This is a genomic window from Pseudomonas sp. YeP6b (assembly GCF_025642995.1).
In the GTDB taxonomy this organism is placed as follows: domain Bacteria; phylum Pseudomonadota; class Gammaproteobacteria; order Pseudomonadales; family Pseudomonadaceae; genus Aquipseudomonas.
In genome coordinates, this window is sequence record NZ_CP080090.1 from 5,060,021 (window position 1) to 5,086,428 (window position 26,408).

The window sequence follows — 26,408 nt, forward strand, 5'->3', positions numbered from 1 at the left end:
ATTAAACCGAAAGCAGCATAAACGATGCCAACTGCCCAGCTTCGTGCATGTGATGATACTGATCGAGGTCTTCGACGGTATCAACTTCCAGCCATCCGTTGTCCGTAAACGCAGCCTTGGCTTCCCACCCTTCGTTAATCAGATGCTGAAGGAAGCTGGTCATATACATGTTGTCGAAGTCTTTACCGTCATAGGTAGCCTGGCGATCCAAGACGTGCCAGGCAGCTCGAAAGGCTGCGACCTGATCACCGCGCACTTTGATCAGGCCCAAATATTGGCCCTGAATTTCACTGTAGTCATTAGGCTTCTTGCCCAACTCAACAATGCAGTTCTGTGCATCCAACTTGAGGGTTTCGGCATCGGCCAGCGGATTTTCCATGCGAATCGCCCAAAATTTGCGCCATTGACGATCAACCGCAACGGAGAGAAACGCGTTGTTTTGCAACACGGCCTGAAGTACCCGCGGTTCATAGATGATATCGCCGTACGTAATCAACAGGTCTTGCCCTTCTTGCATCAACGCTTCTGCACAAAACAACGTCGACACCATATTGGTTTCGGCATATCGCTCGTTGATCACTACATCGATACCTTCTGCCTGCAAGCCATCGGCGCAGTATCCACCCACCAAGGCAATGTCGTTAAGTCCGCAGGATCGCAATACTTCGAGTTGGTGGTGCAACAGGGGCTTGCCAACTAACTCGACCATGCATTTAGGCCGGTCATTGGTATACGGACGAAGACGAGTACCCTGACCTGCAGCAAGAATGATTACTTGCATCACGTATTCCTTGATTCGAAAAGCTTGCGAATGAGCTGAATATCAAGCGAGCTGAACGGCACTTCACGCTCGGGATGCCACATCACTCCAACCCAAGGCAATTGATTGTGAGTGAACGCCTCGACTGTATCGTCACCTGCGCGGACCTGCGCGCAGAGCCCCAAAGCCAGGTCGCTGGCGCCGATCCCCCAACGATGATAGCTGTTGACTTCCCGGTAGGAACTGAACAGAGGGTCATCATTTAATGCTGAAACCGAGTGCTTGACGGCACTATGGTTGGCCACGGGCATCAGTGCTCCCCCCAGAAAATGATTCAGCATTTGCATGCCCCGACAAACCCCTAATACCGGTATCTGGTTAGAGGCAGCCCATGATAATAGAGCGAGCTCCGTAGCATCCCGCTCCGGTGCCGAGCGCAATGCATCAACCAAGTGGGCCAAATCGTTGCCTCCGGTCAAAAGTAGCCCTCCCACATTTTGACGCGCCAGCCATGCTGCGGGGTCCTTCAATTTATTAGGTACCGCTACTGCGTCAATCCCCAATATTTCCAACAAGGCAGACCATTGCTGATCTAGACAATCGCGGCGTTCGTTATAGCTTTGCACCCACTCAACTCGCTGGGTAATTGCAATACGCATCAGCGAATGATCCTGATCAGACGATTAGCAGCATTGAGTTCAAGCACCTCAGCCGCAGACAACATCTGATACTGCGTTTCGCCAACTCCGATCGCTGCAGGCATCCCAAACTCGGCAGCGCGAATTGCCATATGTGAATTAGCCCCACCGTACATAGTGATCAAGCCTGCAATTTGTCGACCAAAGAGCCAGTCATAACCTGGGTCGGCTTGAGGTATCAAGGCAATTTTCCCAGTCAAATCAACATCGTCATCGCTTTTGCTTAATTCAACACAATCAGCTGAAACCTGACCACTACCGACGAAATTAGCTTGTGTAGATGGGTAAAGGAAAACTGAGAAATCTGCCTCCCGGCACAGCAATGGAGGGAGTTCGCCGGCGGAAGCCAAGCCATTCATTGCCTTGCCTTCTGCAGCACGTTGCAATAGCCAAGAACCCGGCGTCGAAGTCGCCACAGAGCCCGTACGTAATCCCAAAATGTCCTCCAGATTTACATGGGCGAGCGCCTCCCGGGTCAACCCCATGGGAGCTGCCCATTTGGCCAATTCATCCAGCGCCAAGGACAAATTTCGGGTAAAGGCAAACTTGGCGTATTCGCGTCCTTCAATGGCCTCATGGAGGAACGCCTCAAGGCCAGCAGCATCACACTGCAGGCCCTGTTCTCGCAATGCGTCCACAAAACGCTGACGAGCGGCACCCCACAAGCTCCCCACCATCTTGTTATCCACCCCAGCTCCAGTGAGGTGTGCAGTGCTGGTGACAATAGGCCTCAAATAATACTCGGGATCAGCGTTATAGCTAGGTGAAGCGATATCGTAAGTTCCAGGCCGCAAATGCCCGTACATTTCGACAAAGTCTTCCCAACTCAAATTCCCCGACGCACAAGCGATGGCATCACGAGTCAACTGATGGCTGACAGTACGAATTGTGCCGAAAAAATCCTCGAGCTCCGCCGCACTCAAAACGCCGACACTGACCGCCGAGCGCAACAGCGTGACGGCGACAAATGCGCTACGCGCAAGATGAGCAAACGGCAACGTGCCGTACTTGCGACAATCATGCAAAAGCGCCCACACTTTCTCCAACGGCGGTAACGGTGACTGCCGCAAACGTTCAAAACGCTGTTCAAGATTCTCGATCTGCGCCAAATCGTCATAACTACGCGACATGGCCTTGGTCGTAACTTCACGCAAGGCAGTACGTAGCGCATTCAACTCTTCAGCGCTGAACCCCCCCTGTTCAATCAAGCGAGTTTCCCAACGCTGGAAATCAAGTGCAAAACAGGTCGGCACGACGTCAAACTCAACTTTATCGTGCAAGTGAGGATGGCGTTTAAGCCAATCAAGGTAAAAATCCACCAGACGCGTTGCCAACTGGTCATTCAACGACGCCGGCACAAATGAGTTAAAGCTGGCGCGTACATCTACATAAGGGTGCCCGGCAAACGCAATCAACAACGGTTGCGGCCTTACATCACGGTAACCATACTCAGCGCGCTGAGTGGCCCACACCTGATCCATGATCAAAAACCGGTATAGACTGAACGCTAGCAATCCCGGTTTGGTACCGATGATCTCTGCAGGGTTCCAATCCGGCATGATGCCGAAAATCCCGCTGTGCCCAACAACAAAGGGCGAGGGTGTTTGCAGCATAGTAAAACGCTCACAGGCCTCGTCGATCAGGGAAATCAACTCGACGTCATTGCCACTCCACCCGGAATGATCAACGGCAATCGGCCGCACCTGCAGGATATGCACGCCCCCCTTGGCAGTGATTGCAAACTCAACATCAAGCGAATCATAGCCGAGCAAACTCTCTATCTCACGCAAGGCAGGCAGTAACTGAGTCAGGTGCGTGGGAATGTTGGGATTATCCTGCGCAGCATCTCGGCGCATAACCAAAGTCTTATGTTCGCGGCTGCTGCCATTCGTGATCGATTCGGTACTACCACTGACATCATCGTAATTGGCTATGTAGTAAGGCGCACCACTGCTCAAGCTGCGGGTGAACACGACGCCACTGGCCAAAACTTGTGCCAGCATCGGTTGCACCAACACCTGGTCTTCGGGATTGAAGCCCGGATACGAGGCTACAACCTGTTCGATTGCAGAATTCAGCACCGATAGGTTGCTACCATCGATACTCAGCAAGCTTGTGTAAGCACCCGCATTAGAGTTAATGAAGCCATCTTCTGATAACGCACTACTCCGAATGACAAGCTCCTGCATCGGGAAATGCCGTTGAATGACCAACATCAAAGCTTGGGCATTCTGGCGCCACTCAGCAACAGTAAAACTGACCTGATCCTCAATACGACTCAATGTGACCATGCCATACAGACGCTGTAATGTCTCAGCTTTGGTCCCCAGTACAAAATGTGCCAAATCTCTCGGCTCATTCAGCTCGGCCCAATCGCCCAAAACATCGACTGCCCGAACAACGAAGCCTTGCATACGCAAAACCTCAATCAGATCGGATAAGTTTCCATGGCGCAAACGCTCACGCAGATCAGCCTTCGCCAGTGTCAGCGCTGCCACAACCCTAGGTGCAAAGCGAACACACCCGAGGAATTCCGCTGAAGCGATTTCAGGCGCGATATCTGCCCCAAGTCGGGTGACCAGCGTTTCATACAAGCAGACTTTTTCACAGCGAGTCAAATCCCCCTGAGTCCGTCCGGAAAAACGCTTCCGCCAATGGCTATCCACCGCAATCACAATATCTGCGTCCACAGCAGTCAGTGCGGAAACTAAGTTCTTACGTATGAGGATGTCGGAATAAGATACCAGGCAGTCTCTTAAGGCAGGTAACTCCCCATGTAGCAAAGAGTAGGCTGAACGCGTAGTTTGCCATTCTTCATTTACCCAATAGGTGAACTCGGGATAGCGATCTTGGATAGTTTCAACCTGGTAACCGCCCACAAAATAAACAGTAGGCTGGATTGGACTTACTGCACGTAGTAGCCAATCCAGAACCCGCGACTGGCCAAGGGCGTTGCGCAGCGCAACGTGCTCTTCTCCCCGATGCGGCCGACCGGCACCGAGAATAATGAAGACAGGCTGCATCAGTGAGTTGCTCCCTGCTCGATGATCACAAGTGACTGAGCAGAAATACCCAGTAACCGGCAGTCTTTGGACTCCATTACATCACAAGGTCGGGCAGGAGCGTTGAATTGGAACTCGACATTGAGCTCTCCCGTTCCGACAACTGCTGCGGGAATCTCAACCTCATACCAGGCGAGGCCTGAAACCTGCCAAGAGCCGATCTTCGTCTTATTCACTATGATATCGACATTTTGGAACTGGGTACCCGGAGGCAGAAATGAACTCGCATAAAGCTTGAGCGTAAGCCCTCGCTTACCGAGAGGATCCGTATTAAATGCAGCGTAACTAACAGTACCATCACTCCAGCGATGACCGGGCTCTTGATAGCTCCAACCACGTTTGAAATAACCGGTTGCGCCACCCTCCTCGCCCACAGAAAGATATTCGCCAAACTTATACTCTTTTATCTTAGGCACGTCATGATGGCGCGCTTCCTCATACACCCGATAATTACTGCTCCAGGAAGCCATATCGCGGATATCACCCTTGACAGCGTACTCATACATAGGAGGCATAAAATCTTTACTGCCATCAAAATAGTCCTTAGTCCAATGGTAATAAAAGAACGTACGAGAATCCTGTGAGTGCCCACCAAACGTTGTATCACATCCAAATTCGCTACTATTCCTGGAGAAAACACAAGGAATGTTACGTAATTGCATGGGTGCTTCCGATATCGCGAGCACCGCTAAAGAATCAGCTGGCTTGTACAAAAATAAAGGTCGAGAAGAAGCTAAAACGTTATCAGGAATTTCGTCAACGTTGGATAGCTTACTAGCCCGCATGTCGTTAGGGACTATATAGTGGCTGCCGTGATCACCTACGACCACTATTTCAGCACTGTCGTACACACGGAGTTGCTTGAGCTTCTCAAGCTTTCGACGCAGCAATGTCAAAACGCCACGTGACTGTTGAATGTAGGACTCGCGCTCCTCTGGCATACCCGCTTTATAGTTTAAATGCTCATCCAACTGCAACGGCCAGTGTGCACCGGCGTAATGATAAAATTTAAACTCTCCGGCCGTTTTCAAATCCACAGTCGCTTGCTGTTCAAAAGCCTCCAAAAAGCTCAGGTCCTGGCCATGGATGCCGGGCAGCGCATTCGTATCAGAGCTCAAGCGCGAGAAGTACCAATTTCCCTCGCTATAAAAGCCAGGCTTCCAATGTGTAGGCAATGCCCTGAAAAAACCGCCATCAAGCACTAGTAAATCATTCTGCAACACTGCGCGCCATCCAATGCGCCCAGCGGTACTGATAGGTTGAGCGGGGTAGCGTGTCCCTTCAAGAGTAGAGGGAAGTATCGTAACGAGGCTGACGCTAAACCCATGATCACCTAGAAAATTTGCTATGTTCTTATGTTCATGGGTTTTACGTGTCCATTCCCTGATAGGAATTTCATTTTTGTATTGTTCACCTGTCATGATTAACGGGACGGACGCAACAGTAGTCGGGAACCCACCAGCGGTATCAGGATAGAACGTAAAACCTTTTAAAAACTCAACTTCTTCAGGCCATCGCTTGGAGATCTCCAAGAACACGTCAGACTGAAACGTATCCAGAATGACGAGAATCTTGTTGTTACGCTCACTAAAAGTAAATGCACTGTTACTTGCATCTCCGCCCGAGGCATCACTACGCTGCAGGCTCGCAACTATTCCTGAGCTTACAAGCGTTAGTATCCCAAGGAAAATAGTTCCTTGCGCAAGAAGACGCACCCCCTTGAACGAGCGAAATGCGAGGACTACTGAAACGAGAAGGATCGCGCCCCACGCCCAAAGCTCCCATTGAGCGTGGCCATCCCATTTAGCCCAATCAACCCCCCGGCCATCCAGAGGCCCAAAATCCCATGCGAAAATCTGGCTTTGAACCCAAGCAGCAACCGCAGTCCCAACCAATAGCCCACTGAGCACATTAAACACAGATGGGAGCTTGCGAACGTTCAGCAACAGCAAAAAGAACAGCAGAAATAAGCCAACAGCCACGGTGCAAAGTAACAACAGTATTGACGAAAAAGACGCCACATACTCCAAGACATTACCAAAATAGAACGCCAATGGCACAACTACGAATATGACAAATGGCAATACCCCTGCCACCACAGCAATTTTCTTATTCTGCTCGCCCACAACGCCCCCATTGCAATTTTTAAATATTAATTCGCAAATACAAGCAGCGACCAATCATATGCCTGTCAACAGTCGACACTCGGCCAAGAAGCCATCTCCAACTTCACGCCAGCTGTATTTCAATGCGGTCACTCGTCCCGCAATTGAGAGTTTGGTACGCAACGGCTCATCCTCTACTAATTTTTTAATTGCATACTGGAGCTGTGAAGGCGTCACCATCAGCGCATTTTCCCCATCGATCGCCATATCATGAAACGCAGCACAACCTTTGTTCACGATAACGGGCTTTCCGGCGAGCCACGCTTCTAGTAGCACAATACCAAAGCTCTCACTGACGCTCATATTTACCAAGGCTACGCAGGACATCAACGCCCCACGTACGACATCACGTGGTTGGCGCCCCAAATAGGTCGCGCAGGATGATGTGACGGCCAGACGGTCATCATCTGGCCCGATGAGCACTACCCTCAGAGGAGTGACTTTATTTATAGCCGCTACCGCATCAATAACATCCCTGTAGCCCTTCGCTGCTGCTTTACGGCCCAGAACAAGAACGAAAGGGCCGTCAATGCCATAAACATCTTCGAAAGCGGTCACGTCACTGGCGGTAAACCGCTCATCCACATTAATCCCGGCAGGCAAATAGCGGACAGCTGCCCCTCGTTCTGCATAGAAATCACACGCTGCGTGAGGAGCAGCCAAGACTAGTGTGGCATTTAACGCACTGTCCAGTACATCCGGAAAGTGATAAAAGTCATCATCCAAATGCGCATGCGGGATCATGATGCTCGGCACATTGTTCTTACCCGCGTGTTCAATAGCGACAACCGCAGGCCGGAAGATATTGTTATGGGTAATCACAAGATCGTATTGATGTATTGAGTTTTCGAGAAAAGACTCCAACTCGGAAGAAAACGGCCCCCTCATGTTCGTCAAGTTGATAGACATTGGGCGCCTAACAGAATCGGCAGCGTTTGCCAAAGCATTGAAACCAGCGCGTGGACTAAGGTTTGAAATACTGGTTATCAGCGTGCTACCCAGATCAAGTTCGCTCCCATCCACGGTAACCTTGAGTAACATAAAGGCCAGTGGTCTTGCGTCCGCAGTACTAACCTTGGTTTTTGATGACAGGATTTCAACCTGTCCTGCTTCTGCTGAGCAACTGACTTCAAATGCGCCCGAGACAGTACTATTAAATAGCAGGCACCCTTCACCGTCTTGTATCACTAGCGTGATCGGGTCGATAGCATATCCACTGATCACAACTTGTGCGTGGGACGCCAAGTGTAGCGCGCATGCCGTATACGCCCAACGGAAGATTCCGCCGTCGCCGCCCGACTCGGCATTGCCCCACCCCCATGCCAGAGCATGACGATTCAATAAGTCGCCTAGCCCCTGGTAGACTTTTCGCTCGAACTCTGGCTGAATCGACCACGCTCTACGAATCTCGTCGCTGATTTCGTTAGCAGATCGCTCGAGAACAGGGAATCTGGCAAAACGAGTGTTTTTCAATTCAACAAACGCACCAGTCACCGCCTCAAAACCATAATGCTCAGAAAAACGGGCGTTATTGGAAATGGTGCTAACTTCTGGGGCAACTAGATCGATATCAAATTTGTCGGAAGCGTCCAGACTCCTCAGCAAATTTTCGATCATGAACTCCGCGCCTCCAAGACAAGGAGCAACATAGCGATAAGTCACGAACAGAATGCGTTTCTTTGGTACTTCAAAATTTCGCAGGAGATCTACGAAGTCTTTTGCGAGCGCTTGCATCGACAGGAAGCGATCAAACATCTGTTTGCGTTCGACCTTGACCTCGACGGACTCATGAGACAACGCATCGATAGCGTCACGCGCCGCACTGGAGAACTCATCCAGTGAAACAGATCTGACATGCGGCTCCACCACACTCGGGTAGCCACGCTGGCCAAATTCGGTAGTGACGACATACAGCCCATTACCCAAGTAGTCTGCGAGTTTCACATTCGACCCACTGCCCTCTATCATCGGGTTGATTGCGATCGCACAAGACTGCATGACAGCAGCTTTGTCGTCTTCGTCCAAAATCCCCCAAAGTTTGATATTTTTTTGCTCTAGAGACCCAATCGCGCTACACACCGATCCAATCAAGTGAAACTCGATGTCCGGACAGGTGGGCGCAAGCACTTCAACAATAAAACGCGCAGCATCCACGTTAGGCATGTGCGCGGAGCCTAGAAACACAGCAGATTGCCGCTTGATCGTTTTTTGGTGCTTTGCCAGTAAAACAGGTTCTGGTAGCGCCGCTTTAGAAGCGCCATTCCTAATAACCCGAACGGGTCCGGCCGTCTCGATACCTTGCACCAGAGAGTCAGCATCCTCTCTGGAAACCGCAACCACCAAGGCCGCACGCATTACTGCCGCGCGCTCAAGCATCGCGACACTGTTCGTTAAACGCGAAACCTCTGGGTGATATTGCAGAAGCCGAGTTTTAAGCAGCGTTTCATTATTCTGCGAGGAATAAACAAACTTGTCAGAATACGTCAGAGGCAACGCCGTCAAATAAGGATGCTCAACAACAATCGAACGTGCACTTCTTGCCAGTGCCTTATACAACAGCACCAGCGTATTATTTGAAAGAGAAAACTCCCCAGCAACAATATCGTCACAACTAACATGAAACAACGAATTAAGTCGCCGCAGCTCGGTCCAATGGTCAGTCGTTTTCGGCACCGCAACAACCGTTATTCGCTCACCTTCACTACGAACCGTTAACTTATCATCACTCGAAAAACACAGAAACACTATACGCGACCACTCACTAACAGCCGCACATATACCCTTCGTCCGAGTCGCACCCCCTCCTACGCTGGCGAACGAATCATAGTCATTCAAGAAAAGGACGTATTTATCCGAACAGTTTTTTTGCTCAAACAAACTATCAATATGTTTGACAAAACGACGAACAGTGACATCCCACGTATATTCAGTCTTCGCAACTCTATACCCTTGCTCACCTACACGTTTTAGCTCATCAGTAGCGCCAACCCACTCTTTCAGCAACCTGGTAAAATTCGCTCGATCAGCGCTTATATAGCTATCCTCATGAATAAGTTCGATACCGCGCACACCAACGGGGGTCGACAGGAGCGCCAAGCCGATGGAGAGATAGTCAAAGACTTTAATATTTGACCCACTCCCTCCCGCCATAGGATTGAGTGCAATTGCTGCCCGCGACAGTAACTCAATTTTTTTCGAGCTATCAACAAACCCGTGCCGGGTGAGATTCGCAAGATACTTACCTTCCGGCAGACAACCACCCACTATATGGAAATGAATATCCGGGCATTGCGGGGCGAGAGTGTCGACAATAAATCTCGCTGCCTCGACATTAGGTGGATGCGCGCTACCAATAAAGATTGCCGTGCGCTTCTGCACTGTTTTCGACAGGCGCAAAGGTTGCGCAAGCATTCCATTGGGCGCAAATAGTGATTTTGCTACTACACCGGGTACCATCCGCTCGAACGCGTCAAGGTCAGCCTCACCGCAATACAGTATGCAATCAGCCAGAGAAAGCAGCTTTACCTCTTCACCTTCAATAAGTTTATGAATAGATACTGACTTTTTCTCAGGATGCAGGAGACGATAGAGTTCAGATTCGCAATTATAAGAGTTGTAAACTCTTAACTTCTCATCCAACCCCAAAAAAGTATCATAGCTGGCAGTAAACGGCGAATCATGAATAATAACATCCGCTGCCTGATACTCTTCCAAATACGCAGTATGTAGCGGTGTTACGTATTTAGAGCACGCCGCTAGACAAGGGCCAGAGAGGTCCCCACCACTGCCAATCGACTCTAGCAGCCCCCACTCGTGAGCAAAATAAGAGTCTTTCGGAATTCGACGTTCAACGAAGTTTGGCCCGTGCTGAATAACCTCTTCGACAACCCCCATGTGACTGGACGTAAGAAGCGTGACATGATGATAACGGCTCAAGGATCTGTAAAAGTTGAACAGCCTCACTTCTCCACCGTTAGACGGTGGAACAAATGCAGGAAAAAAGCTGAAGGCTAAAATTTTTTTCATAAAATATTCACTTAAAAAACCAGGACTCAAGCGGCCCCTTCGTATCCCTACGAGCATTACCTTCAGGAAGGTAAAAATTCTGAGGTTGCACACGCTCATTCGAGTGAGATTCTTGCGCACAACTCTCTCTATCTTCTACATGCCGAACACCATCGGATCTGTTCGACACCGTCGACCGCTCCGCAGCCAGAAAAATGCTCAAATCAGAGAAGTCAGGTGCAGTAGATGTTGGATTTGACGTCACCAGAAAAACGCCTGGTGCCTGAGGCAATATACCTTGACGTACTGAGAATTTTTTAAGATGCGCGTGCAACCGCGGATAACGCTTAAGTTTCGCGTTTAAACGCCCACGCAGTCCTGGGCGAGCCAATACCACACCGATAAATGGCTTCAAAGCCGGCTTAAGAATAGCTTTAGTCAAGACAATAGGCGCTTTTAGCAAGATGCTCGCTCCTTTCCTTACACCGCGCAACGACATAGTAAGACGCCAAGAGGTACTACCGAGAATCTCCTTCACCCTCGTTTCATGAGTCTGCGCATGTGTCCACCAATGATGGGCGCTTCCAATAGTTTCCTGAAGGCGTGAACTAAGCTCTTCGACTTGCGCGGCTAACTCTTCGACATGGCTGAGTGCCGCATCACGCTGAGCCTCGATAAGGTGTGCTGAATGGTTACTCTCAGCCACTGCCAGTTTCGATTTTTCCAGCGTTTCATTAACTTGATAAACAAGCGAGTCAGCCTGCACGGTCTGGCCATTCACGCGCTTCAAGCAAGACTCGTCACCTTTCAGCAACGCAACCAACAACGCCTCATCTTCGCTGAACGCCTTCAAACGACGCTCTTGTTCACCTAGCATTACTTTTAAGGCGCGAATTTCTTCGGTTGCCTGATAGCCAGACGACTCCAACTGCTTGATTAGTTCTTCGGCATCGGTGATCTGGGCACTCCTTACCTCCAGATTAGCTTCAAGGAGCTCCTCACGGTCCCTCCCATCAGCCAGCTGCATGGACAGCGTGGCCAGCACCTCGTGTTTATCAAGCAGTTCGCTTTTTAGGTATTCTACTTCAATGCCAAGCTGGGCATGTGCGGTCTTCAGCAGGTTGATCTGCTCATCGCTCGCAACGATCTGTGCTCTGCTGGCCAGATAATCAGCCTCATTTAGCTCTTCACGCTCCTGCGACTCTTCTAGCAGTCGCATGAGCCGCGCAAGCTCTACTTCCTTTGGCGCCAGTTGCTCCAATGCTACTTTTTGATACTCTGCCTCCAACTCTGTCAGCTCGAATTCAAGACGTTGAGTTTGAGCGGCTTGCTCGGACGCTGTGCCGTTGAGGATACTCACTTGAGTCTGCAGCACCACGGCTTGATTTGACGCTGTTTTGAGTTGCTCCTGAAGCATATCATTCATCTGTTGAGCAGCGTGTAAGCGGGCTTCTGCCTCACTTGCGTGACTAACTGTCTCTTGGAACTGTCGGCTTACTTCGGTTGAGTTTATTACCAGTGCTGACAATTTTGAATCGCTAGAAGCATTGCGTCCGCACAGGTCGCGGACAGCCTCCTCCAATAGCGTATTTTGCCGCGCGACTTCTTCAATTTTTTGAGTAACGGCACCTAACTGCTCACCCAATTCATCTGTACGACCTTGCAGCTGGTTATGACGCCACTGAGCCTCTGCGTCATACCGATGAGCCAATACCTCTAACGCTAGACCATAGTCTTGTTGGAACACCTCATCGAAATGTTCCAGGTCCACGGATAACGCACTCTTTTGTGCGACAATCGCATAATCAGGGCTTACAGCTCCGAGAACACTCATTAACGCGGTTGAAGATGCAGTAGCGATCTCTTTCGACTCCTGCAAGCGCAGCAGCTTGGATCGGCAAAACCCGCTGTACTCAGTAAGAAAACTGAGCAGCAAGTGTGGAATGGGTCGCTCATGAGTAGGATCTAAATAGAAACTCTGCGTACCGACCACAATATTTTCAGAGTTTGGCGTTTCCAGAATAAGTAACCCAGCAGGCTTCAGGACGCGGAACGCTTGCGCCACCAACTCTTTCAAGTTTCCGAAAGGAATATGCTCGGCAATATGAAAACCCGAGACTACAACCTGACTCTCATCTGGAAGGCTTTTAAGAATATCAAGCGCATCTCCCTGAATGGCCGGCAGGCTAAGTGCCTTACAGCCTTCCAGCATCCCCTCATCCAAATCGATCCCTGTGGGTAGAAAGTCATTTTGCAACAAGACCTCCAACCACTCACCACGGCCACACCCAAGATCCAGCGCTGGACGCTCACCGTATAACCGTTTCAAGGGGCTGATAAAAGGCACATAAATATTCAGACGTCCCAGTATCAGAGCACGCGAACCACGGTGACGATCCTCAAAAGCACGATAAAATGGCGCCGTCATTTTCTGGTGCACTCCACGTTAGGTGGTATCCAGGCCAAACCTACGAACTCGGCCTTTGAAATATTTACGACATTAAAAACCAATGCCAGATCAAGCCATTCAAAATTTTTCGAAAGGTGGGTTTCCGATGTGTGCAAAGCAACGGCCACGGAGTAGGAGCCAACACCCAGATTCGCGGGAAAGGAGAAGTCATACTGGGCGACCTCATCAGCATGGAGATTTTCCAATTTGCAACCAAGATAGTGCGTATTAGTACCGAACACAGGTTGCCCCAGACGATCCTTGATAACGTAACCTACTACCAGCTCTGGAATATCTGCATTAATGTGTATTTTGACGCTCAGAGAAACTGCCTCTGCAACTGGCACATAATCAATGGATTCACCAGCCGCATTATGTAAATTGACCGACTCTATACGGGCTTCCCCCGTTCCGGAGCGAGTCTGAGATGAGCCATCTCCCAGTTCATGTACCTTGACCGTACTGCTCTCTTTTTCTGCAATCAGGGCATTATAGAAATCCATAACTTCTTCGGGATTTCCGTCCTTTATAACAGTGCCACTCTCGAGCAGTAGCGCACGACTGCATAAAGCCTGAATAGCTGCTTTGTCGTGTGAGACTATCAACAGCGTAGTACCGAGCTTCTGAAACTCACGAATACGATCAAAACTTTTATGTTGAAAATATGTATCCCCGACAGACAGCGCTTCGTCAACAATCAGAATTTCGGGACGGATCGCGGTAGCGACAGAAAAGGCTACCCGCATTTGCATCCCGCTCGAGTATGTTCTAACCGGATCGTCAAAGTACTCACCGATCTCTGCAAACGCTTCGACATCATCAATAACCCGATGCGTCTCTTCGACGGTAAACCCCATCAACCCTGCTGCATGATAAACATTCTGGCGCCCAGTCAAGTCGGGGCTGAAACCCATGCCAAGCTCGAGAATGGCGGCAATTCGCCCATTGACCTGAACACTACCCTCCGTCGGTTGCAGCGTTCCGGTAATCATTTTCAGCAGCGTCGACTTACCTGCGCCGTTCTGCCCAACGATACCAATTGCCTCTCCCGCGCGTATTGAAAAACTGATGTGTTTAATGACCCAGTGCTCTGAACTATGCTTTGTCGGCAGCCCAAACCATCGTCCAATTCGCTGAAACTCAGACGTGTAAGTCCGGTAGGCTTTACCTAGGTTAGTGACCGTTAAAAGACTCATAAAACATCCACCATCTCCGGCGCTGCCCGCCTGAATATAAACAGACCAAACAACATCATTATTACGGAAACACCTAGCGGCCCAACAAGAGTCTGCATGTCAGGCGGCTGCGCATATACCAAGACATTATGATATGCGGACACAACAGGGAACATGGGATTAAAGGCCATGAGTCCTTTAAATTCTTCAGGGATAATATTCGCCGGATAAATAATAGGCGTAAACCAGAACCATGCCTGAAGGACGATTGGTATAACTTGCCCAACATCACGAACAAATACGTTTAAAACACCTAAAATCAACCCCAGCCCTACCGCTAACGCAGCTACGATAAACGTCAGAGGAAAAACCCACAACATTTGTACGCTGGGAAACTGCCCAAGAAGCGCAAATACAAAAAGCAGGGCACCAAACAACAAAACATAATTTAGTAAGCATGAACCCACGACGATTACAGGCAATGTGATGCGGGGAAATCTTATTTTCTTCATTAGATTACCCTGATCGATAAATAACGTCAGGCAACGTCCAATAATTTCAGAAAAAAGACTCCACGCCAAAATGCCCGCCATCAAGTACAGCGCATAGGCATATTTGTTATCAATACCCGGCAACTTCGCCGCCAGCACGTTGGACAGCACTAGCGCATAAATCGCAACCTGCGCCAGCGGGTTAATAATCATCCACAACCCGCCCAAGCGACTTCGGGCGAAACGGGCAACGAATTCATTACGAATGGACGACCAGACGAAGCCACGGTATTCCCAAAGGCTTCTAAACAACCCCAACATCGCTGACTCCTGAAAAAAGGTCAGGCGTACGCCTGACCTAGTGCAACACCTAACACCGGCTCCGCACCCTCATACCTCAAGCATTAAGAGTACAAAACACGAGCCACTAGCCATATATCTTCGGTCGCATACTCAGCCTGCGACCCGACCATAGATGTCCTCGAACCGAACGATGTCGTCCTCACCTAAATAATCGCCACTCTGCACCTCAATCAACACTAGATCGATAACGCCTGGGTTCTCCAGGCGATGGGTATGACCTGCCGGGATGAACGTTGATTCATTTGTGTTGAGCAAAAATTCGCGATCGTTGTTAACAACGCGTGCCATGCCGCTCACCACAATCCAATGCTCGCTCCGGTGATGGTGCATTTGGAGTGAGAGCGATGCCTGGGGTTTGACCACAATACGCTTGATCTTGAAACGCTGGTCTTCTTCCAAGGTCGTGTAAGCGCCCCAAGGACGGCGGACAGTGGTGTGATCAAGGTGCGAGCAATGCCCACTCTTCTTTAACTGAGCGGTGATTGCCTTGATGTCTTGTGCATGGTCTTTGTGTGCGACCAGCAGGGCATCCGGTGTGTCGACGATTATTAGATCCTCGACGCCAACCAAAGCGGTCAGACGACGCGGACTACGCACGTAGTTGTTGCTGGCACCATGAAAAATGGCTTCACCCTCGACACGGTTGCCCTGTTCATCAGCCGGTGAAAGCTCACTCATCGCATTCCACGAGCCAATATCACTCCACCCGATATCACAAGGCACGGTTGCTACCTTGCTTGAGCGCTCCATCAGGGCGAAGTCGATGGAAATATCAGGGACCTTGGCAAAGCTTTCCGGCTCGAGGTGCAGGCTTCGGTGGCTATTGCCAGTCATCGTGCCGGAACCTGCCAGGCACAGGTCTACTGCACTGGACACATCCGGTGCACAGAGTGCCATTTCTTCAATTAACGTACCGGCGCGGAAACAGAACATACCGGAGTTCCAGAAGTACTCACCTGAAGCCAAATAGCCTTGGGCGGTTTCCAGGTCTGGCTTCTCGACGAAACGTTTGACCTTGAAGCCATTACCGAGAGGGCTGTCATTGTCTTTCTGGATATAGCCGTAACCGGTCTCAGGGTACTCAGGCTTAACGCCAAAAGTTACCAGCCAACCGTCTTTGGCCAACTCGGATGCCGCCGAAACTGCATGAGCGAATGCCGCATGGTTATCGATCAGGTGATCAGCGGGCAGCACCAACATGATGGCATCTGGCCCATGAGTGCGCGCTACTTCTTGAGCCGCCAGCGCAACAGCCGCTGCGGTATTACGCCCAAAAGGCTCAAGAACAAAACTTAGATTCGTGAACTGAGGCGCCTGCGCGCTGTATTCGTCGAGCGTTTTGAAATAGAGGTCACGATTAGTGATCGTCAGCACTTCACTGACTGCGTCCAAAGCCAATGCGCGGCCATAGGTTTTGCGAATCAAGTTACCGCCACCAGGCAGTTCGATAAACGGCTTGGGATGTGCTGAACGAGAGACAGGCCAAAGGCGACTGCCAGCACCGCCGCAGATAATGACTGGAACGAGTGTCAAATTGTAACTCCTTTACGTACTGCCACTTCATTTCGACTGCAGCGCTCGCCCCTCGATGCGGCAGCCCCAAAAGCGAAGTGACGTAGAGTCTTTCAGCTAAATTAAAGTAAGCAGGCTAGGCACCCGGGGGGGGAAAATATAGTGTTTTCCTGACACATAAACGCGAACATTCTTATTTAAATGGTCATTTATGTCTAGGAAAACACTGAACAATCCGACAGCAAAAAATCCTTTTCTCCGAGTGAAAATAATAGCAGGCCAAAAACGTGTCATTTTTCCACCTCCAAGATTACATGCGGACTCACAAAGAGCCGCAAGCCTTGATCCCCCTTGATCTAGAGCCTTCGCGGGTGCTGTCGCTTTTCAGTGTGTCGTTTTGACTACACTGCTGATCGGAAAATTCCCTCAACAATTACAGATTGCTGCCGATACCCCCTGAAAGCCTTGCGGATTGAACAACCATGCGTAATAACCAACCCGTTACCCAGCGCGAACGTACCTTCCCCGCTCAGCAACGGTTGATCTCCACCACAGATGCCAAAGGGGTCATCACCTACTGCAACGACGCGTTTGTCGATATCAGTGGGTTCACCCGTGAAGAACTGATCCGGGCACCGCACAACTTGGTGCGTCACCCGGATGTGCCGCCGGCGGTGTTCGCGCATATGTGGTCCACGCTCAAACAAGGCTTGCCATGGATGGGCATCGTTAAGAACCGCTGTAAGACCGGCGATCACTATTGGGTTAACGCCTATGTGACGCCGGTTTTCGATGGCACCCAGGTGGTCGGCTATGAATCGGTGCGCATCAAGCCCACCGCCGAGCAGATCCGCCGGGCCGAAGCGCTTTATCAACGTATCAACCAAGGCAAGTCGGCTGTTCCTCGGCGTGATAAGTGGCTGCCGGTGTTGCAGGACTGGCTGCCGTTTATCCTGGTCAGCCAGTTGAGCTTCATGATCGGTGCGTCACTCAACTCTCACTGGGGCTTTGCCCTGGCTGCAGGGTTGTCGGTGCCGTTGGGCCTGCTGGGCCTGAGCTGGCAGCAGCGTGGGCTCAAGCGTTTGCTGCGCTTGGCCGAGCAGACCACTTCCGACCCGCTGATCGCGCAGATGTACACCGACAGCCGGGGTGCACAAGCACGCTTGGAGATGTCGATTCTCAGCCAGGAAGCGCGCTTGAAGACCTGCCTTACGCGCTTGCAGGACACTGCTGAACACCTCAACGCCCAAGCGGCGCAGTCCAATACCCTGGCGCATAACAGCTCCAGCGGCCTGGAACGCCAGCGCGTGGAAACCGAACAGGTGGCCACCGCCGTCAACCAGATGGCGGCGACAACCCAGGAAGTGGCCAGCCATGTACAGCGCACGGCTGACGCCACCCAGGAAGCCAATCGCCTGACGGGCCGTGGCCGCGATATCGCCGGGGAAACCCGCGAGGCGATCCAGCGGCTGTCGGTTGCCGTGGGTGAAACCGGTGTGACCGTGACCCAACTGGCCAAAGACAGCGACGAAATCGGCGGCGTGGTGGATGTGATCAAGGGCATCGCCGACCAGACCAACCTGCTGGCACTGAACGCCGCCATCGAAGCGGCCCGTGCCGGGGAGATGGGCCGTGGTTTTGCGGTGGTGGCTGACGAAGTTCGCCAACTGGCGCAGCGCACGGCCGAATCGACCGGGCAGATCCATGCCTTGATCGCCAAGCTGCAGCAGACGGCCGCCGTTGCCGTGCAAGCCATGGACGCCGGGCATCGCCAGGCCGAAGAAGGTGTGGCGCGGGTGCTGGAGGCGGATCAGGCGTTGGTAGGCATCAGTGAAGCAGTGGCCAATATCACCGACATGACCACGCAGATTGCCGCTGCCACCGAAGAGCAAAGCGCGGTGGCCGAAGAGATCAGCCGCAATATCAGCACGATTGCGCTGTTGGCGGACCAGACCTCGGAACAGGCGATGAACTCGGCGCAGTTGAGTGAAGAGCTGACGCATACGGCGAATACCCAGTATTCGCTGGTGGAACGTTTTAACCGCTGATACAGATCGTTCCCACGCTCTGCGTGGGAACGCCTCCCGTGACGCCCTGCGTTACGACTTTAGAAGCGGACGCAGAGCGTCCAGGCTGCATTCCCACGCGGAGCGTGGGAATGATCAGTGGAGAAACCCAGCCACTTCCACCGCCGCCGCCTCCAAATGCTGCTCATGCGTAAACCCCGAAGCCTTCAACGGTTTCAAGTCATGATCCCCCGCCACCAACCACATCACCTCGATGCTCGGCGACAAGTCATAGCCCTGCACCGCCGCCCGATTACCCAGGGCATCGCGCTCGCCCTGCACAATCAACGTCGGCGTCTTCAGCCCGGCCAAATGCTCGACCCGTGGCTTTTCCGGTTTGCCCACCGCGTAAAACGGATAACCCAGGCACACCAGCCCATCAGCGCCTAACTCATCAGCCAAAATGCTCGCCATCCGCCCGCCCATGGACTTGCCGCCAACGGCCAGTTTCCCCGCGACATGACGTCGCACCTCGGCATACACCTCACGCCAGCATTCCAGCAGTTTCGGCGCCGGGTTCGGTGGGCGTTTGCCACCGTCCAAACGGCGTTGAGCCATGTATGGAAACTCGAAGCGCAACACGTTCACGCCATGCCCGGCAAGGCGTGCAGCCATGTCGTTCATAAAGGCTGAGTCCATCGGTGCGCCTGCACCGTGGGCTAGGATCAACGTCACAGGTTCGCGCGCGATAGACCCCGTCGCCGCATCCCACAACCAGCCACGTTCCCGCACACACTGCGCCCATTGATCCCCGTCAATACTGGCCTTGTGCTCTTTGCCCATGCTTGCCTCGCTTTTTAGTCTGCCTATAACTCCAGCCCAAGTGCCGCATTTGCTTGGGTTGAACCGTGGATGGGGAACCATGAACACTACTTTAAGTACCGCCTATAACTACAAGGTGGTCCGCCAATTCGCCATTATGACGGTGGTGTGGGGCATCGTCGGCATGGGGCTCGGGGTTTTTCTCGCCGCTCAATTGGTTTGGCCTGCACTCAACTTCGATTTGCCTTGGACCAGCTTCGGCCGCTTGCGCCCGCTGCACACCAACGCGGTGATCTTCGCCTTCGGCGGCTGCGCGCTGTTCGCCAGCTCGTTTTACTCGGTGCAACGTACCTGCCAAACACAGCTGTTCGCGCCGAAAATCGCCGCGTTCTGCTTCTGGGGCTGGCAGTTGGTCATCCTGTTGGCCGCGATCAGCTTGCCGCTGGGCTACACCAGTTCCAAGGAATACGCCGAGCTGGAATGGCCGATCGACATCCTGATCACCATCGTCTGGGTTGCCTACGCCATCGTGTTCTTCGGCACGATCATGAAGCGCAACACCAAGCACATCTACGTCGGCAACTGGTTCTTCGGTGCGTTCATCATCACCGTGGCCATCCTGCACATCGTCAACAACTTGGAAATCCCGGTCAGCCTGACCAAGTCTTACTCCCTCTACGGTGGTGCGACAGATGCCATGGTGCAGTGGTGGTATGGGCATAACGCGGTAGGCTTTTTCCTCACCGCCGGCTTCCTTGGCATGATGTATTACTTCGTGCCGAAACAGGCCGAGCGGCCGGTGTATTCCTATCGCTTGTCCATCGTGCACTTCTGGGCGCTGATCACCCTGTACATCTGGGCCGGCCCTCACCACCTGCACTACACCGCGCTGCCCGATTGGGCGCAGTCGCTGGGCATGGTGATGTCACTGGTACTGCTGGCGCCAAGCTGGGGCGGCATGATCAACGGCATGATGACGCTCTCGGGCGCCTGGCATAAGTTGCGCAGCGACCCGATCCTGCGCTTCCTCGTCGTGTCCCTGGCCTTCTACGGCATGTCGACCTTCGAAGGGCCGATGATGGCGATCAAGACGGTCAACGCCCTCTCCCACTACACCGACTGGACCATCGGCCACGTACACGCCGGGGCGCTCGGTTGGGTGGCGATGATTTCCATCGGCGCGCTGTACCATATGATCCCGAAAATCTTCGGCCGCGAGCAGATGTTCAGCCTCGGCCTGATCAACGCGCACTTCTGGCTGGCCACCATCGGCACCGTGCTCTACATCGCCTCGATGTGGGTCAACGGCATCGCCCAGGGCCTGATGTGGCGTGCGGTCAACGAAGACGGCACCTTGACCTACTCCTTCGTCGAAACCCTGGTGGCCAGCCACCCAGGCTTCATCGTGCGGCTGGTGGGCGGAGCGATCTTCCTCAGCGGCATGTTCCTGATGGCTTACAACACTTGGCGCACCGTGCGTTCGGCGCAACCCGCTGAAGTCGCCACCGCCGCGCAGATGGCCTGAGGAGTCTGTGATGAAACACGAAACGATTGAAAAGAACGTCGGCCTGCTGATGCTGCTGATGGTGCTCGCCGTGAGCATCGGCGGCCTGACCCAGATCGTCCCGCTGTTCTTCCAGGACGTGACCAACAAACCGGTCGAAGGCATGAAGCCCTACACCGCACTGCAACTGGAAGGCCGCGACATCTACATCCGCGAAGGCTGCGTACAGTGCCACTCGCAGATGATCCGCCCGTTCCGCGCCGAAACCGAACGCTACGGCCACTACTCGGTCGCCGGCGAAAGCGTGTGGGACCACCCGTTCCTGTGGGGCTCCAAGCGCACTGGGCCGGACCTGGCCCGCGTCGGCGCGCGTTACTCGGACGACTGGCACCGCGCGCATTTGTACAACCCGCGCAACGTGGTGCCGGAGTCGAAAATGCCGGCGTACCCATGGCTGGTCACCGCGCAGGTCGACAACAGCCACACCGAGACCAAGTTGAAAGTGATGCGCACCCTCGGCGTGCCGTACACCGACGACGACATCAGTGGCGCCGTCGCCAGCCTCAAGGGCAAGACCGAGATGGACGCGCTGGTTGCGTACCTGCAAGTGCTCGGCACTGCCATCAAGAGCAAGAGGTGAGCCATGGGATTTGAATTCGATGCAGGCACCATCCGCGGCCTTGGCACGCTGGTGGTCGCCATCGCTTTTATCGGCCTGTCGCTGTGGGTGTTCAACAACCGGCGCAATGAGGAATTCGAGCAGGCCCGCCTGCTGCCCTTCGCCGATGAACCTTCTCCATCCGACGCTCAAGAAGAGCCTGTAACAAGGAGCACTCGCCCATGACTACCTTCTGGAGTACATGGATCTGCGTATTGACCCTCGGCAGCCTGATCGGCCTGACCTGGCTATTGGTCGGCACCCGCAAGGGCGAGACCAAGGGCAGCGTCGACCAGACCATGGGCCACGCCTTCGATGGCATTGAGGAATACGACAACCCGCTGCCGCAGTGGTGGTTCATGTTGTTCGCCGGCACGTTGGTGTTTGCCGTTGGCTACCTGATCCTCTACCCGGGCCTGGGCAACTGGAAAGGCGTGTTGCCGGGCTATGAAGACGGCTGGACCTCGGCCAAGGAATGGGACAAGGAAATGGCCAAGGCCGATACCAAGTTCGGGCCGATCTTCGCCAAATTCGCGGCCATGCCGGTGGAAGAAGTCGCCAAAGACCCGCAAGCGCTGAAAATGGGTGGCCGCCTGTTTGCCTCCAACTGCGCGGTGTGCCACGGCTCGGATGCCAAGGGCGCCTACGGTTTCCCAAACCTGGCGGACAACATCTGGCGCTGGGACGGTTCGGCGCAAGCAATCAAGACGACCATCCTCAATGGTCGCCACGCGGCAATGCCCGCCTGGGGTGAAATACTGGGCGAAGACGGTGTGAAGAACGTCGCCGCCTTTGTGCGTCACGACCTGGCCAAGCTGCCATTACCCGCCGACAGCACCGCCGATCTGGCGGCCGGTCAAGCCGCTTTCAACACCACCTGCGTCGCCTGCCACGGCCCACAAGGCCACGGCATGGAAGCGATGGGCTCGCCGAACCTGACCGAGCCCGCCGGTTTCATTTACGGCACCAGCCTGGCGCAACTGCAGCAGACCATCCGCCACGGCCGCCAAGGCCAGATGCCAGCGCAGGAAGTGCTGCAAGGCAATGACAAGGTGCACCTGCTCGCAGCCTATGTTTACAGCCTGTCCCACAACGCTGATGGCGCAACGCCAGAAAGCCAACCGCAGTAACCGGTGACTGCCGCCCCAATGTGGGGCGGCAGCACTACCTTTCTAAGCGACCAAGTGTCGCACCCTTCCCGACATCCACTTTCCCCTCCTGCCATTCGGGTCTACGCTTGCCCAACAGCGGGCCGGTTTTGGCGCACGTAGCTGCTGGCGTTGCGACCTGAAATTTTTCCTGTCTACTCGATCAGTTTTTTATTTCTGGTTTTGTCCTTACACCAAACATGGAAAGGGCGCAGAATCTGGCGTGGAACGTATTGATACAGGTCAGCCATTGCGTTGCAATGACCCCTCGCTTTCTACATACTTGCGGCCGATTTTACCTATAAAAAAACCTAAACCGTGGAACCTTAGAATGAGCACAGCAATCAGTCCGACTGCTTATAACTATAAGGTAGTCCGCCAGTTCGCCATCATGACGGTGGTCTGGGGGATCCTTGGCATGGGGCTCGGGGTGTTCATCGCCTCGCAATTGGTTTGGCCGGAGTTGAATTTCGGTTTGCCATGGACGACCTTCGGCCGCCTGCGCCCGCTGCACACCAACCTGGTGATTTTTGCCTTCGGTGGCTGTGCGTTGTTTGCCACCTCCTACTATGTCGTGCAGCGAACCTGCCAGACGCGACTGATCTCCGATGGCCTCGCCGCCTTCACCTTCTGGGGCTGGCAAGCCGTGATCCTCGGCGCCATCATCACCCTGCCGCTGGGCTACACCACCACCAAGGAATACGCCGAGCTGGAATGGCCGATCGCGATTTTGCTCGCTATCGTCTGGGTGACCTACGCCGTGGTGTTCTTCGGCACTATCGTCAAGCGCAAGACCAAGCACATTTATGTGGGCAACTGGTTCTACGGTGCCTTCATCCTGGTCACGGCGATGCTGCACATCGTCAACCACGCGTCGTTGCCGGTCAGCCTATTCAAGTCCTACTCGGCCTACGCCGGGGCGACGGACGCAATGATTCAGTGGTGGTACGGCCACAACGCCGTGGGCTTCTTCCTCACCACCGGCTTCCTGGGGATGATGTATTACTTCGTGCCCAAACAGGCCGAGCGTCCGATCTACTCGTATCGCCTGTCCATCGTGCACTTCTGGGCGCTGATCACCCTGTACATCTGGGCCGGCCCTCACCACTTGCACTACACCGCGCTGCCCGATTGGGCCCAGTCGCTGGGCATGGCGATGTCGATCATCCTGCTGGCCCCAAGCTGGGGCGGCATGATCAACGGCATGATGACCCTGTCGGGCGCCTGGCATAAATTGCGCACCGACCCGATCCTGCGTTTCCTGGTGGTGTCGTTGGCGTTCTACGGCATGTCGACCTTTGAAGGGCCGATGATGGCGATCAAGACCGTCAACTCGCTGTCCCACTACACCGACTGGACCATCGGCCACGTCCACGCCGGCGCTCTGGGTTGGGTGGCGATGATCTCCATCGGCGCGCTGTACCACATGATCCCTAAACTGTTCGGCCGTGCGCAGATGCACAGCGTCGGGCTGATCAATGCGCACTTCTGGCTGGCCACCATCGGCACCGTGCTCTACATCGCCTCGATGTGGGTCAACGGCATCACCCAAGGCCTGATGTGGCGTGCGATCAACGATGACGGCACCCTCACCTACTCCTTCGTCGAAGCGCTGCAAGCCAGTCACCCGGGCTACATCGTCCGCGCCATCGGTGGTGCATTCTTTGCCAGCGGCATGCTGTTCATGGCCTACAACGTGTGGCGCACCGTGCGTGCCTCCGACCCTGTAGAGGCTGAAGCCGCCGCCAAGATCGCCGTTGTGGGAGCTCTCTGATGAAGCATGAAGTAGTCGAGAAGAATATCGGCCTGCTGGCCTTCTTCATGGTTATCGCCGTGAGTATCGGCGGCCTGACCCAGATCGTTCCGCTGTTTTTCCAGGACGTGACCAACAAGCCGGTCGAAGGCATGAAGCCGCGCACCGCGCTTGAACTGGAAGGCCGCGACGTCTACATCGCCAACGGTTGCGTGGGCTGCCACTCGCAGATGATCCGCCCGTTCCGCGCCGAAACCGAACGCTACGGCCACTACTCGGTCGCCGGTGAAAGTGTGTGGGACCACCCGTTCCTGTGGGGTTCCAAACGTACCGGCCCGGACCTGGCCCGTGTCGGCGGGCGTTATTCCGATGACTGGCAGCGTGCGCACTTGTACAACCCGCGCAACGTGGTGCCGGAGTCGAAAATGCCGGCGTACCCGTTCCTCGTGGAAAACAAGCTCGACGGCAAGGACACCGCGAAGAAGATGGAAGTCTTGCGCACGCTGGGCGTGCCCTACACCGACGAAGACATCGCCGGTGCAGCCGCAGCCGTCAAGGGCAAGACCGAAATGGACGCATTGGTGGCCTACCTGCAAGGCCTTGGCACCATCATCAAAAGCAAACGGTGACCTACATGGATATCGGGATGATTCGTGGCCTGGGCACCGTTGTGGTGATGGTGGCCTTTATCGGCCTGGCACTGTGGGTGTTCAGCCCAAAGCGCAAGTCGGAGTTTGACGACGCAACCCTGTTGCCCTTTGCGGATGACCCCGAAGCCATCAAGCACGTCGAGCAAGCGTCTAGGAGTAACAAAGAATGACTACGTTCTGGAGTCTGTACGTCACAGTCCTCAGTCTGGGTACCATCTTCGCCCTGACCTGGCTGCTGCTGTCGACCCGCAAGGGCCAGCGCACCGAACAAACGGACGAGACCGTCGGCCACTCGTTCGACGGCATCGAGGAGTACGACAACCCGCTGCCAAAATGGTGGTTCATGCTGTTCGTCGGCACCATCATTTTCGCCCTCGGCTACCTGGTGCTGTACCCAGGCTTGGGCAACTGGAAAGGCCTGCTGCCGGGCTACAACTACCTCGACAATGACAAGCAAACGGCCTTCGCCAACGGCCAGACCGGCTGGACCGGCGTGCACGAGTGGGAAAAGGAAATGGCCAAGTCGGACGCCAAGTTCGGGCCGATCTTCGCCAAGTTCGCCTCGATGCCGATTGAAGAAGTCGCCAAGGACCCGAAAGCCTTGAAGATGGGTGGCCGCCTGTTCGCCTCCAACTGCTCGGTGTGCCACGGTTCCGACGCCAAGGGCGCCTACGGCTTCCCCAACCTGACCGATGCCGACTGGCGCTGGGGCGGTGAACCCGCGACCATCAAGGAAACCATCATGAAAGGCCGCCACGCGGTGATGCCGGCCTGGGCCGAAGTCATTGGCGAGCAAGGCGTGGCCGACGTGTCAGGCTTTGTGCTGACCAACCTCGACGGCCGCAAACTGCCGGAAGGTGCCAAGGCCGATGTGGCCAACGGCGCGAAACTCTTCGCCGCCAACTGCGTGGCCTGCCACGGCCCTGCCGGTAAAGGCACACCCGCGATGGGCGCACCCGACCTGACACACCCGGGCGCATTCATCTACGGCTCGAGCTTCGCGCAACTGCAGCAGACCATTCGTTACGGCCGTCAGGGTCAGATGCCTGCGCAGGAGTTGTTGCAGGGCAATGACAAGGTGCACTTGCTGGCGGCGTATGTTTACAGCTTGTCCCATGGCGATAAGCAAGCTGAGGAGCAGTAAGGCCTCGGCAACGAAAAAGCCCCGCATTGCGGGGCTTTTTCGT

At 53.9% G+C, this 26,408-nt stretch carries 18 protein-coding genes and 1 pseudogene; 9 read left to right on the forward strand and 10 right to left on the reverse strand.

What is annotated here, in order from left to right:
• Window position 1 precedes the first annotated feature (1 nt).
• From KZH41_RS22760 to KZH41_RS22800, 9 genes and pseudogenes are all read right to left on the reverse strand, one after another.
• Entirely contained in the window at window positions 2-781 is a 780-nt protein-coding gene (locus KZH41_RS22760) for a phosphocholine cytidylyltransferase family protein (protein ID WP_263273762.1), read from the reverse strand.
• A complete protein-coding gene (locus KZH41_RS22765; protein ID WP_263273763.1) occupies window positions 781-1,419 on the reverse strand; it encodes a gamma-glutamyl-gamma-aminobutyrate hydrolase family protein in 639 nt (212 codons plus the stop codon). Before KZH41_RS22765 ends, KZH41_RS22760 begins: the two co-directional genes overlap by 1 nt.
• The gene (locus KZH41_RS22770; protein WP_263273764.1) at window positions 1,419-4,481 is read right to left on the reverse strand and encodes a PEP-utilizing enzyme; all 3,063 of its coding nucleotides are present in this window, start codon (window positions 4,479-4,481) and stop codon (window positions 1,419-1,421) included. Before KZH41_RS22770 ends, KZH41_RS22765 begins: the two co-directional genes overlap by 1 nt.
• On the reverse strand, window positions 4,481-6,646 hold the full coding sequence (locus KZH41_RS22775; protein ID WP_263273765.1) for a sulfatase-like hydrolase/transferase: 2,166 nt from the start codon (window positions 6,644-6,646) through the stop codon (window positions 4,481-4,483). Before KZH41_RS22775 ends, KZH41_RS22770 begins: the two co-directional genes overlap by 1 nt.
• Before the next feature lie 54 nt (window positions 6,647-6,700).
• Complete coding sequence (locus KZH41_RS22780) at window positions 6,701-10,711, reverse strand: glycosyltransferase (RefSeq protein WP_263273766.1); 4,011 nt, start codon at window positions 10,709-10,711, stop codon at window positions 6,701-6,703.
• Window positions 10,712-12,368: 1,657 nt separating this feature from the next.
• Window positions 12,369-13,118: pseudogene (locus KZH41_RS22785) on the reverse strand (methyltransferase domain-containing protein); the annotation flags it as partial.
• On the reverse strand, window positions 13,115-14,335 hold the full coding sequence (locus KZH41_RS22790) for an ABC transporter ATP-binding protein (RefSeq protein WP_263273767.1): 1,221 nt from the start codon (window positions 14,333-14,335) through the stop codon (window positions 13,115-13,117). The gene KZH41_RS22790 and the pseudogene KZH41_RS22785, both read right to left, overlap by 4 nt.
• A complete protein-coding gene (locus KZH41_RS22795) occupies window positions 14,332-15,126 on the reverse strand; it encodes an ABC transporter permease (RefSeq protein ID WP_263273768.1) in 795 nt (264 codons plus the stop codon). Before KZH41_RS22795 ends, KZH41_RS22790 begins: the two co-directional genes overlap by 4 nt.
• A gap of 132 nt (window positions 15,127-15,258) precedes the next feature.
• Window positions 15,259-16,701 (reverse strand): mannose-1-phosphate guanylyltransferase/mannose-6-phosphate isomerase, encoded by a 1,443-nt coding sequence (locus KZH41_RS22800; protein ID WP_263273769.1) that lies wholly within the window; start codon window positions 16,699-16,701, stop codon window positions 15,259-15,261.
• A 461-nt stretch (window positions 16,702-17,162) separates the two neighbouring features.
• Between KZH41_RS22800 and KZH41_RS22805 the strand changes: the two genes are divergently transcribed.
• Complete coding sequence (locus KZH41_RS22805) at window positions 17,163-18,728, forward strand: methyl-accepting chemotaxis protein (RefSeq protein WP_263273770.1); 1,566 nt, start codon at window positions 17,163-17,165, stop codon at window positions 18,726-18,728.
• Window positions 18,729-18,842: 114 nt separating this feature from the next.
• On the opposite strand, the gene KZH41_RS22810 is transcribed toward KZH41_RS22805, so the two are convergent.
• A complete protein-coding gene (locus KZH41_RS22810) occupies window positions 18,843-19,529 on the reverse strand; it encodes an alpha/beta family hydrolase (RefSeq protein WP_094949615.1) in 687 nt (228 codons plus the stop codon).
• Between the two features lie 79 nt (window positions 19,530-19,608).
• Here KZH41_RS22810 and ccoN (KZH41_RS22815) point away from each other — a divergent pair, with 79 nt between their 5' ends.
• The 8 genes from ccoN (KZH41_RS22815) (at window position 19,609) to ccoP (KZH41_RS22850) (ending at window position 26,365) form a co-directional block, all read left to right on the forward strand.
• Entirely contained in the window at window positions 19,609-21,033 is a 1,425-nt protein-coding gene (ccoN, locus tag KZH41_RS22815; RefSeq protein ID WP_263273771.1) for a cytochrome-c oxidase, cbb3-type subunit I, read from the forward strand.
• A gap of 10 nt (window positions 21,034-21,043) precedes the next feature.
• The gene (ccoO, locus tag KZH41_RS22820; protein ID WP_094949613.1) at window positions 21,044-21,652 is read left to right on the forward strand and encodes a cytochrome-c oxidase, cbb3-type subunit II; all 609 of its coding nucleotides are present in this window, start codon (window positions 21,044-21,046) and stop codon (window positions 21,650-21,652) included.
• A gap of 3 nt (window positions 21,653-21,655) precedes the next feature.
• On the forward strand, window positions 21,656-21,856 hold the full coding sequence (locus KZH41_RS22825) for a cbb3-type cytochrome oxidase subunit 3 (protein ID WP_094949612.1): 201 nt from the start codon (window positions 21,656-21,658) through the stop codon (window positions 21,854-21,856).
• Window positions 21,853-22,800: a cytochrome-c oxidase, cbb3-type subunit III gene (ccoP, locus tag KZH41_RS22830; RefSeq protein WP_263273772.1), complete on the forward strand. Its 948-nt coding sequence runs from the start codon at window positions 21,853-21,855 to the stop codon at window positions 22,798-22,800. The genes KZH41_RS22825 and ccoP (KZH41_RS22830) overlap by 4 nt, the downstream gene beginning before the upstream one ends.
• Window positions 22,801-23,149: 349 nt before the next feature.
• The gene (gene ccoN, locus KZH41_RS22835) at window positions 23,150-24,592 is read left to right on the forward strand and encodes a cytochrome-c oxidase, cbb3-type subunit I (protein ID WP_263273773.1); all 1,443 of its coding nucleotides are present in this window, start codon (window positions 23,150-23,152) and stop codon (window positions 24,590-24,592) included.
• A complete protein-coding gene (ccoO, locus tag KZH41_RS22840; protein WP_003193167.1) occupies window positions 24,592-25,200 on the forward strand; it encodes a cytochrome-c oxidase, cbb3-type subunit II in 609 nt (202 codons plus the stop codon). Before ccoN (KZH41_RS22835) ends, ccoO (KZH41_RS22840) begins: the two co-directional genes overlap by 1 nt.
• A 5-nt stretch (window positions 25,201-25,205) precedes the next feature.
• Window positions 25,206-25,391, forward strand: coding sequence for a CcoQ/FixQ family Cbb3-type cytochrome c oxidase assembly chaperone (locus KZH41_RS22845; protein ID WP_003183474.1), 186 nt, complete (start codon window positions 25,206-25,208; stop codon window positions 25,389-25,391).
• Window positions 25,388-26,365 (forward strand): cytochrome-c oxidase, cbb3-type subunit III, encoded by a 978-nt coding sequence (gene ccoP / locus KZH41_RS22850; protein ID WP_094949609.1) that lies wholly within the window; start codon window positions 25,388-25,390, stop codon window positions 26,363-26,365. The genes KZH41_RS22845 and ccoP (KZH41_RS22850) overlap by 4 nt, the downstream gene beginning before the upstream one ends.
• The last annotated feature ends 43 nt before the right edge of the window (window positions 26,366-26,408 follow it).